The sequence below is a fragment of the Microbacterium paraoxydans genome (genome assembly GCF_900105335.1).
GTDB lineage: Bacteria > Actinomycetota > Actinomycetes > Actinomycetales > Microbacteriaceae > Microbacterium > Microbacterium paraoxydans.
In genome coordinates this window covers 1363262-1378561 of the sequence record NZ_LT629770.1, presented here as the reverse complement: position 1 = coordinate 1378561, position 15300 = coordinate 1363262, and the positions used below count along the sequence as shown (strand labels likewise).

16 protein-coding genes are annotated in these 15300 nt (G+C 71.0%); 8 read left to right on the top strand and 8 right to left on the bottom strand.

Annotation, left to right across the window (positions count from 1 at the left end; translation table 11 throughout):
- Positions 1 to 80: 80 nt before the first annotated feature.
- Positions 81 to 1763: an ABC-F family ATP-binding cassette domain-containing protein gene (locus tag BLU02_RS06970; RefSeq protein WP_060922621.1), complete on the bottom strand. Its 1683-nt coding sequence runs from the start codon at positions 1761 to 1763 to the stop codon at positions 81 to 83.
- 281 nt (positions 1764 to 2044) lie between these two features.
- Between BLU02_RS06970 and BLU02_RS06965 the strand changes: the two genes are divergently transcribed.
- Positions 2045 to 2317, top strand: coding sequence for a hypothetical protein (locus tag BLU02_RS06965; RefSeq protein ID WP_060922622.1), 273 nt, complete (start codon positions 2045 to 2047; stop codon positions 2315 to 2317).
- Here BLU02_RS06965 and BLU02_RS06960 read toward each other — a convergent pair.
- Entirely contained in the window at positions 2290 to 2970 is a 681-nt protein-coding gene (locus BLU02_RS06960; protein WP_060922623.1) for an alpha/beta hydrolase, read from the bottom strand. The genes BLU02_RS06965 and BLU02_RS06960 overlap by 28 nt on opposite strands.
- A 65-nt stretch (positions 2971 to 3035) precedes the next feature.
- Between BLU02_RS06960 and BLU02_RS06955 the strand changes: the two genes are divergently transcribed.
- Together BLU02_RS06955 and BLU02_RS06950 are read left to right on the top strand one after the other, a co-directional pair.
- Positions 3036 to 3641 (top strand): DUF4916 domain-containing protein, encoded by a 606-nt coding sequence (locus BLU02_RS06955; protein WP_025102462.1) that lies wholly within the window; start codon positions 3036 to 3038, stop codon positions 3639 to 3641.
- Positions 3642 to 3864: 223 nt separating this feature from the next.
- Positions 3865 to 5646 carry a sunset domain-containing protein gene (locus tag BLU02_RS06950; RefSeq protein WP_060922624.1) on the top strand — a complete coding sequence of 594 codons (1782 nt, stop codon included), beginning with the start codon at positions 3865 to 3867 and terminating at the stop codon, positions 5644 to 5646.
- 95 nt (positions 5647 to 5741) lie between these two features.
- Here BLU02_RS06950 and BLU02_RS06945 read toward each other — a convergent pair whose 3' ends face one another.
- Positions 5742 to 6809 (bottom strand): threonine aldolase family protein, encoded by a 1068-nt coding sequence (locus tag BLU02_RS06945; RefSeq protein ID WP_025102460.1) that lies wholly within the window; start codon positions 6807 to 6809, stop codon positions 5742 to 5744.
- 60 nt (positions 6810 to 6869) lie between these two features.
- Here BLU02_RS06945 and BLU02_RS06940 point away from each other — a divergent pair, with 60 nt between their 5' ends.
- Positions 6870 to 8303: an MFS transporter gene (locus BLU02_RS06940; protein ID WP_060922625.1), complete on the top strand. Its 1434-nt coding sequence runs from the start codon at positions 6870 to 6872 to the stop codon at positions 8301 to 8303.
- Between the two features lie 18 nt (positions 8304 to 8321).
- Here the strand turns inward: BLU02_RS06940 and BLU02_RS06935 are convergent, their stop codons facing one another.
- Positions 8322 to 8981 (bottom strand): SDR family NAD(P)-dependent oxidoreductase, encoded by a 660-nt coding sequence (locus tag BLU02_RS06935; protein ID WP_083370914.1) that lies wholly within the window; start codon positions 8979 to 8981, stop codon positions 8322 to 8324.
- A 102-nt stretch (positions 8982 to 9083) separates the two neighbouring features.
- Entirely contained in the window at positions 9084 to 10535 is a 1452-nt protein-coding gene (locus tag BLU02_RS06930) for a DUF6421 family protein (RefSeq protein ID WP_060922395.1), read from the bottom strand.
- 72 nt (positions 10536 to 10607) lie between these two features.
- Between BLU02_RS06930 and BLU02_RS06925 the strand changes: the two genes are divergently transcribed.
- Complete coding sequence (locus BLU02_RS06925) at positions 10608 to 11066, top strand: Lrp/AsnC family transcriptional regulator (protein ID WP_060922394.1); 459 nt, start codon at positions 10608 to 10610, stop codon at positions 11064 to 11066.
- 7 nt (positions 11067 to 11073) lie between these two features.
- Here BLU02_RS06925 and BLU02_RS06920 read toward each other — a convergent pair whose 3' ends face one another.
- Entirely contained in the window at positions 11074 to 12099 is a 1026-nt protein-coding gene (locus BLU02_RS06920; RefSeq protein ID WP_060922393.1) for an ArsR/SmtB family transcription factor, read from the bottom strand.
- A gap of 45 nt (positions 12100 to 12144) precedes the next feature.
- Between BLU02_RS06920 and BLU02_RS06915 the strand changes: the two genes are divergently transcribed.
- Genes BLU02_RS06915 through BLU02_RS06905 form a run of 3 tightly spaced genes read left to right on the top strand, consistent with a single transcriptional unit; the run spans position 12145 to position 13814 of the window.
- Positions 12145 to 12504 (top strand): cupin domain-containing protein, encoded by a 360-nt coding sequence (locus BLU02_RS06915; RefSeq protein ID WP_060922392.1) that lies wholly within the window; start codon positions 12145 to 12147, stop codon positions 12502 to 12504.
- 14 nt (positions 12505 to 12518) lie between these two features.
- Positions 12519 to 12809 carry a DUF4287 domain-containing protein gene (locus tag BLU02_RS06910; RefSeq protein WP_060922391.1) on the top strand — a complete coding sequence of 97 codons (291 nt, stop codon included), beginning with the start codon at positions 12519 to 12521 and terminating at the stop codon, positions 12807 to 12809.
- A 36-nt stretch (positions 12810 to 12845) separates the two neighbouring features.
- Positions 12846 to 13814 (top strand): 1,4-dihydroxy-2-naphthoate polyprenyltransferase, encoded by a 969-nt coding sequence (locus BLU02_RS06905; RefSeq protein WP_060922390.1) that lies wholly within the window; start codon positions 12846 to 12848, stop codon positions 13812 to 13814.
- A gap of 260 nt (positions 13815 to 14074) precedes the next feature.
- Here BLU02_RS06905 and BLU02_RS06900 read toward each other — a convergent pair whose 3' ends face one another.
- Both BLU02_RS06900 and BLU02_RS06895 read right to left on the bottom strand, forming a co-directional pair.
- Positions 14075 to 14365 (bottom strand): DUF4229 domain-containing protein, encoded by a 291-nt coding sequence (locus BLU02_RS06900; RefSeq protein ID WP_060922389.1) that lies wholly within the window; start codon positions 14363 to 14365, stop codon positions 14075 to 14077.
- Positions 14362 to 15300, bottom strand: coding sequence for a hypothetical protein (locus tag BLU02_RS06895; protein WP_060922388.1), 939 nt, complete (start codon positions 15298 to 15300; stop codon positions 14362 to 14364). Before BLU02_RS06895 ends, BLU02_RS06900 begins: the two co-directional genes overlap by 4 nt.

Sequence of the window (15300 nt, the reverse complement as noted above, 5' to 3'; positions counted from 1 at the left end):
CCGGTCCCGCCCGCACGACCGAACCGTGGTTCCGGTCGTGCGGGCGGACAAGGGTCGTGCGGGCGGGAGAGGTGACGAGGTCACACGACCTCCTGCAGCACGCCGTCCGCGTCGATCTCGAGCGTGAGGTCGAGGTCGAGTCGGGAGAGGAAGGCGTCGTCGTGACTCACCACGAGCACCGCCCCGCGGTAGGCCCGCAGCGCCTCGACGAGCTGGTCGACCGTGTCGAGATCGAGGTTGTTCGTCGGCTCGTCGAGGACGACGAGGTGCGGAGCCGGATCCGTGAGGAGCAGCCGGGCCAGAGCGACCCGGAACCTCTCCCCGCCGGACAGCGCGGACACCGGACGGTCGGCCGTCCCGCCCCGGATGAGGAACCGCGCGAGCCGGTTGCGGAGCTCCTTCTCCGGGACCTGCGGTGCCGCGACGGCCACGTTCGCGAAGGCGGACAGGCTCTCGTCGAGACCGTCGACGCGCTGCGGGAGGTAGCCGATCCGGTCAGTGAGCGCCTCCGCCCGGAGCTCCGGCCGTTCACAACTCAGGAGATCGCGCCCGATCTCCGCCTTCAGCGTCGGATTCGGACGTTCCGGCGCCTCTTGTCCTGAGTTGTGAACGGCCCCGTCGACCAGCCGCTCCAGCAGGGTCGTCTTGCCGGCGCCGTTGCGTCCGACGAGGGCCACGCGCTCCGGGCCCTGGATCACCCATGACCGCTCCGGTCCGCCGAGCTCGGCGATCCGGCGGCTCCGCGACACGTCGGGGTCCGGAAGCTCGATCTTCATCGAGGCGTCGGAACGGACCCGCCGTCCCGCGGCATCGTGTGCCGCGCGCGCCGCGTCCTCCTTCGCGCCGACCTCGGTGCGCAGCCTCCCCGCGGACACCTCGGCGGCCATCTTGCGACCGTGCGCGACGATCTTCGGGACGCGCTTCTCGACCTCGGCCTTCTTGGCGGTCCGGGCCCGGTGAGCGAGCTTGACCTCGGCCTCGATCCGCTGGCGCTTCTCCTTGCGGAGCACCTGGGCGGCGGCGACCTCGGCCTGCTTCGCCGCGTCCTGCTCCGCGTCCAGCCAGGCGCGCCACTCGGAGTAGGGGCCGCCGAACACGGAGAGGTTCCGTCCGTACAGCTCGGCGGTGTCGTCCATGAGCTCGAGCAGAGCGAGGTCATGGCTCACGACGATGAGCGTGCCCTTCCACGACTGCACCATCGCGGCGAGGGCCGCCCTGGCGTCACGGTCGAGATTGTTCGTCGGCTCGTCGAGGAGGGTGAGGGGAGCCCGCCGCAGCCGGATGCCGGCGATCGCGACGAGCACGGCCTCCCCTCCGGACAGCTCGCCGACCGTGCGGTCGAGGAACGCGGGGGCGAGCCCGGCCTCCGCGAGGGAGGCCTCCGCCCGCGCCTCGATGTCCCAGTCGTCGCCGACCGCGTCGAAGTGCGCGGGGTCGACGTCACCGGCGGTGATGGCCCGCACGGCATCGAGGGCGGCCGTCACCCCGAGGAGGTCGGATACCCGGCGGTCCACGTCGAGCGTGAGCTGCTGGGGGAGGAAGGCGACCTCGCCCGAGGTGCTGAGCGTTCCGGAGGTGGGGGAGAGTTCCCCGGCGATCAGCCGGAGCAGCGTGGACTTGCCGGCGCCGTTGCGGCCGACCAGTCCCGTGCGCCCGGCGCCGAAGGCTCCGGACACGCCGTCGAGGGCGACCGTGCCGTCGGGCCAGGTGAGGGAGAGGCGGTCGAGGACGACGGCGGCGTGCGAGGAAGAGGGCTGTGACATGGGGTGTCTCCTGTCGAGTGCGAGGGTGCACTGACACCGAGCCCTTCGGACCGTGGAGTCACGGAAGCGGAGGAGGGCGTCTGCCGGGGAGTCGGCGATCGTCGGGTCAGCGCGCGAGAAGAGGGGCGCGGAGGCGACGATTCAGATCAAAGGACTTCCAGACACGGCGGACAGGACGCCACGACGATACCCGGGCGTGTCGCGCCGCGCAACTCCCGGGCGTGTCGCCGCTCCGTCGCGCGGGGGATGCGGGGCCGCGCGACGGCTCGTACCGTGGAGGCATGTCAGACGATCGGAACCCCAGTCCCGAGGAGATGCGCGCCAGGACCGGCCTCGGCATCGGTCTCGCGCTCGGCGTCGCCATCGGTGTCTCCATGGGCGTCGCGTTGCAGAACTGGGCGCTCGGCCTGGTCTTCGGCGTCTCGATCGGCATCGCGCTGTCCGTGGCCTTCCGTGGATCGGGAGGCAGCGCCGAGAAAGGGTCGGAGGACGACGACGACGCCGGATCGGACTCCGCCGACGGCGCTCAGGACGGCCGGGACCCCTCCGCCTGATCCGCGCCGATCCCCTCGACCCAGGTCGTGAGGAACCGGTGCACGTCGCCGAGCTCCTCCTCCGAGATGCTGTGGGTCAGTCCGCTGTAGACGCGACCGGACAGGGACGTGTGCGCGGGGAGCCATTGCGCCGTGTGGGCGATCAGCGGCGCGGGGATGACGTCGTCGCGCGAACCGCGGCCCCAGAACACCGGGGGGCTGACCTCCGCGAGGTGCGCATCGCCGGGAAGGGCGTCCGGGGCGGCGTAGCCGCTCAGCGCGACGACCGCGCCGAACCGTTCGGGGGCCAGCCGCAGGGCCTGTAGCGACACCGCGGCGCCCTGGGAGAACCCGAGCAGCGCCACCGACGGCGCGTCCGCCGCGGCGTCGTCGAGCCAGCGCAGGAACGCCTCCGCCGCGAGGGTGACGGCGGCGGAGCTGCGTCCGTCGAGCCCCTCGATCGGGTACCAGGAGCGACCGGGGGCCGGCCACGGCGGAGTCAGCGGTGCGGCGACGGAGGCCACCGCGACGTCGGCGGGGAGATACGGGACGAGGCCGAAGAGGTCGTGCTCGTCGGCGCCGTACCCGTGCAGCAGCACGAGCAGCGGGAGCCCGGCGCGGTCGGTGCGCGACCAGCGCGTCGCCGCATCGTCGATCGTCAGGTTCTCGGTCACACCGTCATCCTGCCAGGGCTCGCGCCGGTGCTGCCATCGACGAGGACGGCTGGTAGAAAGGAGGCATGGCGGTGCGCACACCCGATCCGGAGCCGGAGCCCGAAGACGAGGGCCTCGGTTCGTTCCGCGATGCGAACCCGCCGGTGCCGGATGCGAACCCCGGCTGGCTGAGCGACGTCGAGCTGGAAGAGGCGCGGCGCCACCTTCCGATGCTCTACGTCGAGGCGATCCCCGTGCGCACGGACGGCTCCGGTCAGGTCACCGAGATCGGCGTGCTGCTGCGGTCCACCCCGCTCGGAGAGATCACACGCACCATCGTCTCGGGCCGCGTGCGCTTCGGCGAGACGATCCGCGACGCGCTGTTCCGCCACGTCGAGAACGACCTCGGGCCGATGGCCTTCCCGCTCCTGCCGCCGCAGCCGCTGCCGTTCACGGTGGCAGAGTACTTCCCCATCCCGGGGGTGAGCGCGTATCACGACGACCGTCAGCACGCCGTCTCCCTCGCCTTCGTGGTGCCCGTGACCGGGACGTGCGAGCCGCGCCAGGACGCCCTCGAGGTGACGTGGTTCTCGCCCGAGGCCGCCGCCTCCGACGCCGTCGCCGCCGAGATGGAGGGCGGCCGCGGCACTCTCATCCGCCACGCGCTCGCCAGCCTCGGCCTCCTTCGCTGAAGCTCGTCCTTCTCCCTCCTACTTCTCCCCGAGACCCCGGGTTCGAGTCGAGACCCCGGCTACCGCGCGCGCATAGTGCGGGGTCTGGGCGAGAACCCGGGGTCTCGGCGCGCGGTCAAGGCTTGTCTTCCGAGCCAGGGACCCTGTATCCATGACGAAGGTGATCTGCTCAGAACGCCCTGATCCTCGCGGTCGTCGACCGCGTCCGTCCCGAAGGATGCCCATGGCGTTCGCCGCTCCTCTCCGCACCCTCCGCGCACTGGCCGTCACGGTCGCCGTTGCGCTCCTCGCCTCCGGGCTCGTCTTCGTCGCGGCGCCCGCCACTGCGACGGCTGCCGCCGACCCCGCCTTCCCCGGGGTCGCTGAAGCGCTTCCCGCTGCGGTGGAAGCGGCCGCGGGGGTCGCTGCCGCCGATCCCGGTGAGGCGGATCCGGCGGGCACCGCCACCGTCACCGGACGGGTCACGTTCCCGGACGGCACCGATCTGAGTATGGGGCGGACTTTCGTCGCGGCCTATGCGCCGGGGGCGGACGTCGGTTCCCCGCTCGCGGCCGCCGCCGTGACCGACGGGTCTTACTCCCTGCGCGTCCCGCAGGGCGACGTCGTCCTCGGCGTGGTGTCGGAAGGGCGCGCCGTCTTCGATCAGGGTGGTCCGCAGAGCGGCGAGATCGTGTCCGTGGGACCCGACGGGGTCGTGCGTGACGTGGTGCTCGAGCGCTCCGCCCTCGTCTCCGGGCGCGTCACCGCGCCGACGGGCGTGGACATCACCGGGCAGCGGGTCGTCGTCGCCGTCTACCCGGTGGCCGGAGCCGGTGCCGCGGTCTCCGCTGCCAACGTCGTGACGGACGCCGGTACCTTCGCGGTCGGCGGGCTGCCGGCGGGCGAGTATCGCGTCGCCTTCGTGTCCTCGGTCGCGGGCGCGGTCTCGGAGTGGTGGCAGGACGCGCCTCGATTCGAGAAGGCTCGACCGCTTGTGCTGGCTGCAGGGGAGGCGCGGCCGGGGATCGATGCCGCACTCGAGGCGTTGCACCGCATGGAGACCTCGGTGCCCACGATCAGCGGTACGCCTGTCGTGGGGCAGACCCTTCGAGCGCTCCCGGGGGCCTGGACCGCGGGGGCCGCGCTCAGCTACCAGTGGTACGCGAACGGAAAGGCGATCGCCAAGGCGACAGCCTCCTCCCTCGCGCTGACGACAGCGCAGGCGGGGACGCGCATCACCGTTCAGGTCACCGGGAAGAAGGCCACCTTCGCGTCGGCGACGGTCGCCTCAGCGGCGACGGCCGCCGTGCTCCGCCCGCTCGTCGCGCCGACGCCGTCGATCACCGGTACGCCGACCGTCGGGCAGACCCTCAAAGTCCGGACCGGAATCTGGACGGCGGGAACACGGCTGACGTATCAGTGGTACATCAACGGCGCCCCTGTCGCACGTGCCACCGCAGCCTCGTTCACGCTCCCGTCGTCGGCCGCCGTGAAGACGGTGACCGTCGTCGTCTCCGGGACCAAAGCCGGGTACGCCGCCGCATCGCGGCGCTCGAAGCCGACAGCCGCGGTGAAGGGGATCCTGTCCGCACCGACGCCTCGGATCACCGGATCAGCGATCGTTGGCTCTCGCCTCACCGCCGTGCCGTACACCTGGACCAGCGGCACCCGGCTGAGCTACCAGTGGTACCTCAATGGCCGGGCCATCTCCCGTGCGACCGGCTCGACGCTCGTCGTCACCCCGGCGATGGTGAAGGCGAGGATCACGGTTCGCGTCACCGGCACGAAGAGCGGCTACATCTCCGCCGCGCGCACATCGGCTCGGACGGCCGCCGTCGTCTATCCGGGGCGCACCAAGCCGATCTCGACCTGGAACTGCCCCGCGTGGGCTCCCATCAAGGGCAACGCGCAGTCGATGATCTATCACGTGCGGAGCGGGGCGTACTACGCGAAGACGAAGCCGGAGGCGTGCTTCTCCACCGAGAGCGCCGCCGTCAAGGCGGGCTACCGCAAGTCGAAGCGGTAGGCCTCCGTCAGCCGAGACCCCGGGTTCCCGCCCATACCCCGGCGTACACCCGCGAGCGCCCCGGGGTCTCGGCGCGAACCCGGGGTCTCGGCGCGTCAGGGGCGGGTGAGGCGGGCGAGCGCGTCGACGAAGGCGTCGACGTCGGACTCCTCGGTGTCGAAGCCGCACATCCAGCGCACCTCGCGGCGGGCGGCGTCCCAGTCGTAGAAGCGGAACACGTCGCGGAGCTGATCGGCGACGCCCTCGGGCAGGGTCGCGAACACGCCGTTCGCCTGCGTCGGCTGCGTGAACTCCACCCCGACGATCGATCCGTCGGCGAGACCGTCCTCGATCCGCGCGCGGAGCCGGGCCGCCATGGCGTTGGCGTGCCGGGCGTTGCGCAGCCAGAGGTCGCCGTCGAGCAGTGCGATGAGCTGCGCCGAGACGAAGCGCATCTTCGACGAGAGCTGCATGTTGAACTTGCGTGCGTAGTTGAGGCCCACGGCGGCGTCCGGGTTCAGCACGACGATGGCCTCGCCGAGCATGGCGCCGTTCTTCGTGCCGCCGAAGGTGAGTACGTCCACCCCGGCGTCGGTCGTGAATGCCCGCAGCGGCAGATCGAGGGCGGCGGCCGCGTTCGACAGGCGCGCGCCGTCGACGTGCAGCTTCATGCCGCGCGCGTGGACGTGATCCGCGATCGTGCGGATCTCCTCCGCCGTGTACAGCGTGCCGAGCTCGGTCGACTGCGTGATCGAGACCACGAGCGGCTGCGCGCGGTGCTCGTCGCCCCAGCCCCAGGCCTCGCGGTCGATGAGCTCGGGGGTGAGCTTGCCGTCGTCGGTGGGGACGGTGAGGAGCTTGAAGCCCCCGATCTTCTCCGGCGCTCCGCCCTCGTCGACGTTGATGTGCGCGGTCGAGGCCGCGATCACGGCCCCCCAGCGCGGCAGCATCGACTGCAGGCCGGTGACGTTCGCCCCGGTGCCGTTGAACACGGGGTACGCAGCGGCGGTGTCGCCGAAGTGTGCCTGGAACACCTCCTGCAGGCGGGCGGTGTAGGCATCCTCGCCGTAGGCCACCTGATGGCCCCCGTTCGCGGCCGCGAGGGCCGCCAGGACCTCGGGGTGGATGCCGGAGTAGTTGTCACTGGCGAAGCCCCGGATGGCGGGGTCGTGCGGGATGCTCACCGGACAAGCCTAATCGCCTTCCCCTACCGGATGTCCGAGGCCCGCTCTACCCTCGAACCCATGGAACGCAGCGCGGCGAAGACCGCTTTCGCGAACGTCCTCGTCAACACGTTGATCGCCAACGTCACGACGAGCTTCCTGTGGTTCGCCCTCACCTTCTGGGTCTACATCGAGACCCGGTCGGTGCTGGCCACGGGCATCATCGGCGGTGCCTACATGCTGTTCGTGGCGTTCTTCGCGATGGTGTTCGGCACCATCGTCGACCGTCATCGCAAGCACCGCGTCATGCTCCTGTCGAGCGTCATCTCGGCGGCGGCGTTCCTCGTCGCGGGCGTCCTCTACCTGTGGCAGCCCGAGGCGTCCCTGCTCGACCTCGGCGGACCGTGGTTCTGGCTGTTCTCCGGCGTCATCCTGTTCGGCGGGGTGATCGAGCAGCTCCGCAACATCGCGCTGTCCACCACGGTGACGCTGCTGGTGCCGGAGGAGAAGCGCGCCAACGCCAACGGTCTCGTCGGCACGGTGCAGGGGCTCGCCTTCCTCGTCACGAGCGTCTTCTCCGGCCTCTCCATCGGCTTCCTCGGCATGGGGTGGACCCTGGGGATCGCGATCGTGGCGATGGCCCTCACCTTCGCGCACCTGCTGTTCATCCGGATCCCGGAGTCCGAGCCCGAGGTCGACCCGGAGGCGAAGAGCGCCGTCGACTTCCGCGGCAGCGTCCAGGCCATCCGCCAGGCGCCCGGACTGTTCGCGCTCATCGTCTTCTCGACCTTCAACAACCTCATCGGCGGCGTCTACATGGCGCTCATGGATCCGTACGGGCTCACGCTCTTCGACGCGCAGATGTGGGGGTTCGCCCTGGCCTTCGCGTCGACCGGATTCCTGATCGGCGGGGGACTGGTGGCCAAGTTCGGCCTCGGCAGGAAGCCCGTGCGCACGATGCTGCTCATCGTGATCGCGATGGGACTCCTCGGGGCGATCTTCATGCTGCGCGAATGGTGGCCGCTGTACGTCCTCGGCATGTGGGTGTACATGGCGCTCGTGCCGCCCGTCGAGGCCGCGGAGCAGACCGTGATCCAGAAGGTCGTCCCGTTCGCGCGCCAGGGACGGGTGTTCGGCACCGCGGCCGCGATGGAGGCGGCGGCGGCCCCGATCACCGCGTTCCTCATCGCCCCGATCGCCGAGTTCCTCGTGATCCCGTACATGGACAGTGCGCAGGGGCAGCGGCAGTGGGGGTGGCTCCTCGGCGACGGTGAGGCGCGCGGCATCGCACTCATCTGCCTCTTCGCGGGTCTGATCATGGTGGTCGCCGCGACCCTGGCCTTCTTCACCCGGTCATATCGCACCCTCACCGAGCTCTACGCGACCGCCCCGGATTCGGCTCCGGAAGAGGCTCCCGAACCGGCAGTCGACGCCGTGGATGAAGCGGGCGACGGCCCGCACGCGATCCGTGACGCCCCACCGATCGTCCCCGGCATACCGCCCGAGCCCCGGTGACCGCCCGAGGAGCGGGATTCAGCCCAGGTCGAGCACCCGGTCGTTGAGGTCGGCGGCGTCGGTGTCCCAGAGTCCGACGAGACGCGCGGCGAGGGCATCGGGATCGAGCGCCTTGGCGCGGAACACGACGGCAGCGGCGCGCAGCGGTTCGTCGGCCTCGCGCGCCGCCTTGGCGTACCCCTGGGCGACGGCACGGGTCCAGGCCTCGCTCGCTGCCTTGACCGCCGCGTAGTTCGCTCCGCCGGCGAGGGGGCGTGCGACGGAGGTCGACGACACGATCGCGAATCGTCCGGCGGCGGAGGCGCGGAGGGGGCCATCGAACGCGCGGCTCGTCGCGCGCACCGCCTCCAGCGCCGGCAGCAGCGCCGCGAAGTCGTCGTCGGTCTGCCCGGCGAGTCCGCCGCCGCCCCGCCAGCCGCCCACGAGGGGCACGACCGCATCGACCGTCTCGAGCCGCCCGGCGAGCGCCGTCATGTCGGCGAGGGAGGTCGCGTCGGCGACCGCCGTCTCGGCGCCCGCCTCGGCCAGGGCGCGTAGTCGCTCGGACGTGCGTCCGGTGGCGATCACCCGGGCACCGGCATCGCGCAGTGCTCGCGTCGCCGCGAGTCCCGCCGCGCTTGTCGCCCCCGCCAGCACGACCACCCGGCCCTGCGCTTCCCGGCTCGTCGGCGTCGTCATGCGGTGTCCTCTCGGTCGGAGATGCCTCTGCGGCCGGACCCGGGATCCGGGTCTCCGGCCGCAGAGGGGGTGCGCCCCAGCGTCACAACGGAGCGATGCGGATCAGTCGTCCGTACCGCGGATGCCGACCGTCGACTCGATGACCGGCTTCATCTTCTTGTCGAGCGTCTCGAAGAACATCGACAGCGGGAACTCGTCGTCCAGGACCGCATCGGTGTAGCCCTTCGGTGCTCCGGCGAGGATCTCGTCCGACAGCCCGCGCGCCCACTGCGATGCGGGGTGCGGGGTCAGCGTGCCGCGGACCAGCTCGTACGCGGCGAGCCAGTGCGCGACCTTGGGGCGATCGATCGAGTGCCAGTACAGGTCGTCGATCGCGTCACCGAGGGCCACGACGGCGTCCGGCACGTTCTCCCAGTCGAACGCGAGCGCCGTGTCGGTCCAGTGCAGCACGCCGCGCTGGTGCAGCCACGCGAACAGGAGCTGGCCACCCACCGCGTCGTAGTTGCGGACGCGCGTGCCGGTGATGGCGAAGCGGAAGATGCGGTCGAAGATCACGGCGTACTGCACGAGGTGCGCGTACTCGTGCATCTCCCGCTCGGTCTCCGTGAGCTCCTCGCCCGCGGCGACCCGGGCATCCAGCGCCCGCTCGATCTTCACCGACTCGCGGAACGCCGTCATGTCGCAGCGCATCTCCTCCAGCGAGTACAGGAAGAACGGCATCCGCTGCTTGATCATGAACGGGTCGAAGGGCAGGTCTCCGCGCATGTGGGTGCGGTCGTGGATGATGTCCCACATCACGAAGGTCTTCTCGGCGACCTCCTGATCCTCCAGCATCGCCGCCGCGCGCTCGGGAAGGTCGAGGTTGGTGATCTCCGAGGCTGCACGGACCACGCGGCGGTAACGGGCGGCCTCACGGTCCTGGAAGATCGCGCCCCACGTGAAGGTCGGGATCTCGCGCATGGCGACGGTCTCCGGGAAGAGCACCGCGGAGTTCGTGTCGTAGCCGGGCGTGAAGTCGACGAGTCGCAGCGAGACGAAGAGCTTGTTGCCGTAGTCGCCGGCCTCGAGCGCGGCGATGAACTCCGGCCAGATGGTCTCGACGATGAGCGCCTCGACCAGGCGGTCGCTGGAGCCGTTCTGCGTGTACATCGGGAAGACCACGAGGTGGCGGATCCCGTCGATGCGGTGCTGCTGCGGCTGGAAGGCCACGAGCGAGTCGAGGAAGTCGGGCACGCCGAAGCCCTCGGAGGCCCAGCGCTCGAAGTCGGCGACGGAGGCGGCGAGGTAGTCCGCGTCGTGCGGGAAGGCGGGGGCGAGTGCCCGGATCGCGGCGGTGATCTGCCTGACGAGGGCGGTCGCCTGGTCCTGGGTCGCTGAGCTCGTCGAAGCGCCAGGGATCGAGCCGTCCTTGATCTGCAGTTCACGGATGGCGATCGCGGCCTGCTTGAGCTGTGCCCAGGCGGCGGAGTTCTCCGCGATCGACGCATCCTCGACGACCTCGGGTTCGCCGACGACGGCCTGAACAGCGGAACTGTTGGCGGAAACGAGGGACATCGGAACCTCCGATCGCAGTGAAAAACGGAAAGATTCCGGTGATAACGGAATCCTGACGATAATCTTACAGCCATGGATGATTCTGTCGACCGTGCGATCCTGGCGACCATCTCCCGCGACGGGCGGGCGACGCTGTCGCAGCTCTCCGACGCCGTCGGGCTGTCGGTGTCGGCCGTGCAGTCCCGGCTGCGGCGGCTCGAGACCCGCGGCGTCATCACCGGCTACCGCGCGATCCTCGACCCCGAGCAGGCGGGCACTCCGTTGTCCGCCTTCATCGAGATCACGCCGCTCGATCCGGCCCAGCCCGACAACGCCCCCGAGCTCCTGGAGCACCTCGACGCGATCGAGGCCTGCCACTCCATCGCCGGCGACGCGAGCTACATGCTCTTCGTCCGCGTGCCGACGCCGCGCGACCTGGAGCAGCTCGTCCGCGACGTCCGGCTCGCGGCGAACGTGAGCACCCGCACGACCGTGGTCCTGCAGACCTACTACGAGCACCGGCCCATCATCCCGGTCTCGACCGCCGAGTAGGGCGGCGTCAGAGCAGCGCGCCGACGAGCGCCTCACCCAAGGGGGTGCGCACGTGCTGCATGCGGGAACCGTCCCGCTCGCTCACCACGAGCCCGGCGTCCCGCAGCACGGTGAGATGGTGTGACGCCGTCGACAGCGCGAGCCCCGCATCGGCGGCCACCTCCGAGGTCGTGCGGGGCGTCCCCGCGGTGAGGAGGATGCCGGCGCGCGCCGGGCCGAGCAGGGCGCCCAGGGCGGCCACGGTCTCGGTGGTGTCCCGTGCCCACCCCGCGGTCACGCCACGGGCGGGATAGAACAGCGTCGGCTGTGCCGGTGGCTCGGTGAGCACCAGGCAGCCCCAGGACGAGAGGACGGAGGGCACCAGCACGAGACCGCTGCCGCGGCAGTCCACGTCCTCGCTGTGGCGGCGGAGCGAGACCCGCACCGCGCCCGCGCCCCACGAGACCTGGGGATGGAGGGCTCCGGCCATCCCGGCGATGCCGGTCGTCGCGATCGCCCGGGCGCGAACGGCGATGTCGGCCCGGAGGAGGCGCTCCAGCTGAGGCCAGGCCGGTGCCAACGCGGCCTCCCAGACCTCCTCCCAGGCATCGGCGATCATCGCACGGGCGCGCGCCGGCCGGGCGGACAGGTCGCGCAGGGCCTGACGCTGTGCACCCGTCGAGCGCTGGATCCGCTTGCCGAGGTCGACCCGCAGCGGGTCGAGTGCCGCCTTCCGCAGGGCGGTGAGTTCCGCCTCGGGGGTCAGGTCGCCGCGCGGCGTGCTGGTGAGGAAGTCCGGGAGGTAGCCGTCGTCGCCGATCACCGTCGCCAGGAGCGCGAAGGGGTCGCGAGGCAGCCCCTCCCGCGCGGTGCGGAGCCACCCCCACTGCAGGGGGTGCGCCGCCGGGCGGAGGAGCACGCGCACTGCATGCGCCAGTTCGTGCCCGGGGGAGATGCCGAACCGCACCGCCTGGATGTCGCCGGCACTCAGGTGGAACTCGACCCGGTGATCCGGGTGGTCGACGCCCTCGACCGGCGCGGAGTTTCGATCCACGTCGAAACTCTAGGAGGTGCGACGCCTGCTGTCGACACTGGGGTCATGACCGAGATCCACGTTCCTCCGCTCGTCCCGAGCGGTGCGATCCGCATCGGCACAGGGCGCAGCCGCCGATTCGTCGGCGCCGACCACGGAGCCGCCGTCTCCTACTTCTTCGTCGAGAACCAGCCAGGAGAGGGGCCGGGGCTGCACTGGCACCCCTACTCTGAGACCTGGATCGTGCTCGAGGGCACGGTGCGGATCCGGATCGGCGACGACGTCCTCGTCGCGCGAGCCGGAGACACCGCCACCGCGCCCGCCTTCACGCCACACGGCTTCACCAACGCGGGGACCGGGCTCCTCCGGATCCTGTGCATCCACGCGTCCGACACGATCATCCAGACGTTCCTCGACGAGGACTGAGAGCGGAGACCACCATGTCCTTCCAGGCGTACCTCGACAAGGTCGAGACCCAGACCGGCCTCACGCCGCGACAGTTCATCGCCCTCGCGCACGAGCAGGGGTTCGACGAGAGCACGAAGTCCACCGTCGTCCTGAACTGGCTCAAGCAGGAGTACGGCCTCGGCCACGGCCACGCGCAGGCGATGGTCCACGTCATCCTCAAGGGGCCGAAGATCAGCGACAAGCACGTCGGCACGACCGGGGCGCACGCCGACAAGACCGACGAGCTCTGGCTCGACGGCAAGGACAGCAACCCGCACCGCTGAGTTCGCCGCCTCGCCGCGACGACTAGGATTCCGTGGGTGGCAGCATCCTCCCAGCGCAAGAAGAAATCCGGTCGGCGCACCCCGCCGCGCACCAGCGGCAACCCGGCCAAGCGGCCGGTCGTCGAGGCGGGTCCCGTGACGATCGGCGACTGGATCGGTGCGGCGCGTCTGCGCACGCTGCCCCTCGCGATCGCCCCCGTCATCATCGGTACGGGAGCCGCGCGCAGCACCGGGCCGGAGTTCCACTGGGTGATCGCGCTCGCGTGCCTCGCCGTCGCGGTCCTGCTGCAGATCGGCGTGAACTTCACCAACGACTACAGCGACGGGATCCGCGGCACCGACGCCCATCGGGTCGGCCCGGCGCGGCTCACGGCCTCCGGGCGGGTGAAGCCGCGCACGGTGCTCGTCATCGGCCTGGTCTTCTTCGCGCTCGCCGCGGTGGTCGGTATCGCGATCGTCGTGCGGACCGGGCAGTGGTGGATGCTCGCCGTGGGTGCGGCCTGCATCGTCGCCGCGTGGTTCTACACCGGCGGGAAGCGGCCCTACGGGTACTACGGCCTCGGTGAGGTCTTCGTCTTCGTGTTCTTCGGGCTCGTCGCGACTCTCGGCACCACCTGGGTGCAGGTCTTCATGCTCCCGCAGCAGGCCTGGCTGGGGGCGATCGCCGCCGGACTGTTCGCGTGCGCGGTGCTGCTGGCCAACAACCTCCGCGACATCGATCAGGACCGCGAGGTCGGCAAGCGCACGCTGACGGTCCTCATCGGCCGCCGCGCCACGCAGGTCCTCTTCACGCTCTTCGTGCTCGTGCCGTTCGGCATCGCCGTGTTCCTCGCGTTGCTGTTCCCGATCGCCTGGATCTCGCTGCTCGCGCTCCTGGCCGGTCTTCCCGCGATCGCGATCGTCTGGACCTACCGGCAGCCGCGGGAGCTGGTCATCGCCCTCGCCCTGACGTCGCTGACCTCGCTGCTCTACGCGGGCGCCCTGTTCTGGGCCTTCGTCGGCTGAGCTGCTCCCCGTCCTGCGCCTCTCCGGGCACAGCTTCGGAGCTCGCGACCGACACGCCGCCGTCGTGGACCTATCCTCGGCGCGTCGTGCGGTGGCTCCGAAGTCCTGCCCGGCGACCCGTGCACCGGGACCGAGATGCCGCTCGAACCTATGGGTCAGCCGAGAGTTTTGAGACACGGTCCAACAATCGGACCTGCCTCAGAGGCCGCCAACAATCGGACCTGCCTCAGAGGCCCGAAGCTGTGTACGGCGGACCTGCGTCAGGGGCGGTCGTCGGGGGCGCCGTCGACGAGTTCGTCCTCGGCCGCGGCGTCGGCCTGCTGCCCGGAGACCCTTCCCTGCCGGCGCTCGTGCAGGCGCGCAGAGGCGTCGGAGAGCGGGGTGCGCAGGAACAGCATCGAGATGCTCGCGCCGATGAGGGCCGCGAAGATCGCCGCCAGCCACCAGAACTCGCGGAAGATCGGGAAGAAGAACCACAGGATGGCCAGCGGGACGAGGAACGCCAGCAGGCGCAGCACGGTGTAGACGAGGAGGGGGGCGGGCTTCTTCACCCGTTCAGTCTACGTTCGCCCCCCGTGCTCAGGCTGTGACGCCGGAGTCCGAGGCTCGCGAACGGGATGCCCCGCACCACGCGCCGCCACGGATGTTCCCCCAGGGTCCACAGCAGCTCGTCATCCGGGTCCAGGGCCAGATCCTCGCAGCCGACCGGCAGGGCCACCGGGTGGCGGGTGAGGGCTTGGCGAGGTCCCGACCACAGCACTCCGGGGCGCAGGTGATCGGACTGCGACACGAGGTAGTGGTCGCCCCACCGCACGGCTCCCTGCATATGCCGGATGCCGGGGATGAAGCGCTCGAGTTCGACGAAGCCGTCGGCGGAGTCTTCGGGGATCGCGAACTCGCCGACCACCCCGGTCTCCTGACCCCGGTACTCGCCGATGAGCACGCGGGGGAGCGGTGTCCCGTCCGCGTCGAACACCCGACCGACGAAGGAGCACCGGAGGGCGACGGGATGACGGCGGGTCCGCACCGCCACCACGGCCGTGCGTCGGTCCCGACGGCGTGCTCCTCCGCGCACCCGCTGGGCGTCGGCGCCGTGCACCCGTCGAAGCGCGCCCAGGTCGAACTCCCAGATGCCCTGCCCTGTCGCGGCGGCGAACAGCCGGTCGCCGACCCAGGCGAGACCGCCGGCGTGGATCGGGGCAGGCTGAAGGACGTCGTTCTCGTCGGTGATGGCCAGCACGATGTCGATGCGGCGGGCGCGTTCGCGATCCACGAGGGTCACCCGGGAGGCGAGGTGGCGCCCCGAGGCATCCTGGCGGAACCAGCTCACCGCGAGCGCTCGGCGTCCCCGGCGCTCTCCGACGTCGATGCCCTGGGGGTACCACCGCTGGGTCCAGGAACGCGCGCTCAGCCAGCGCACCTCGACGCCGCCGCTCCGACGCCGCCGCAGCACCGGTCGCGAGATCGTGTTCCAGGGCCACCGCAT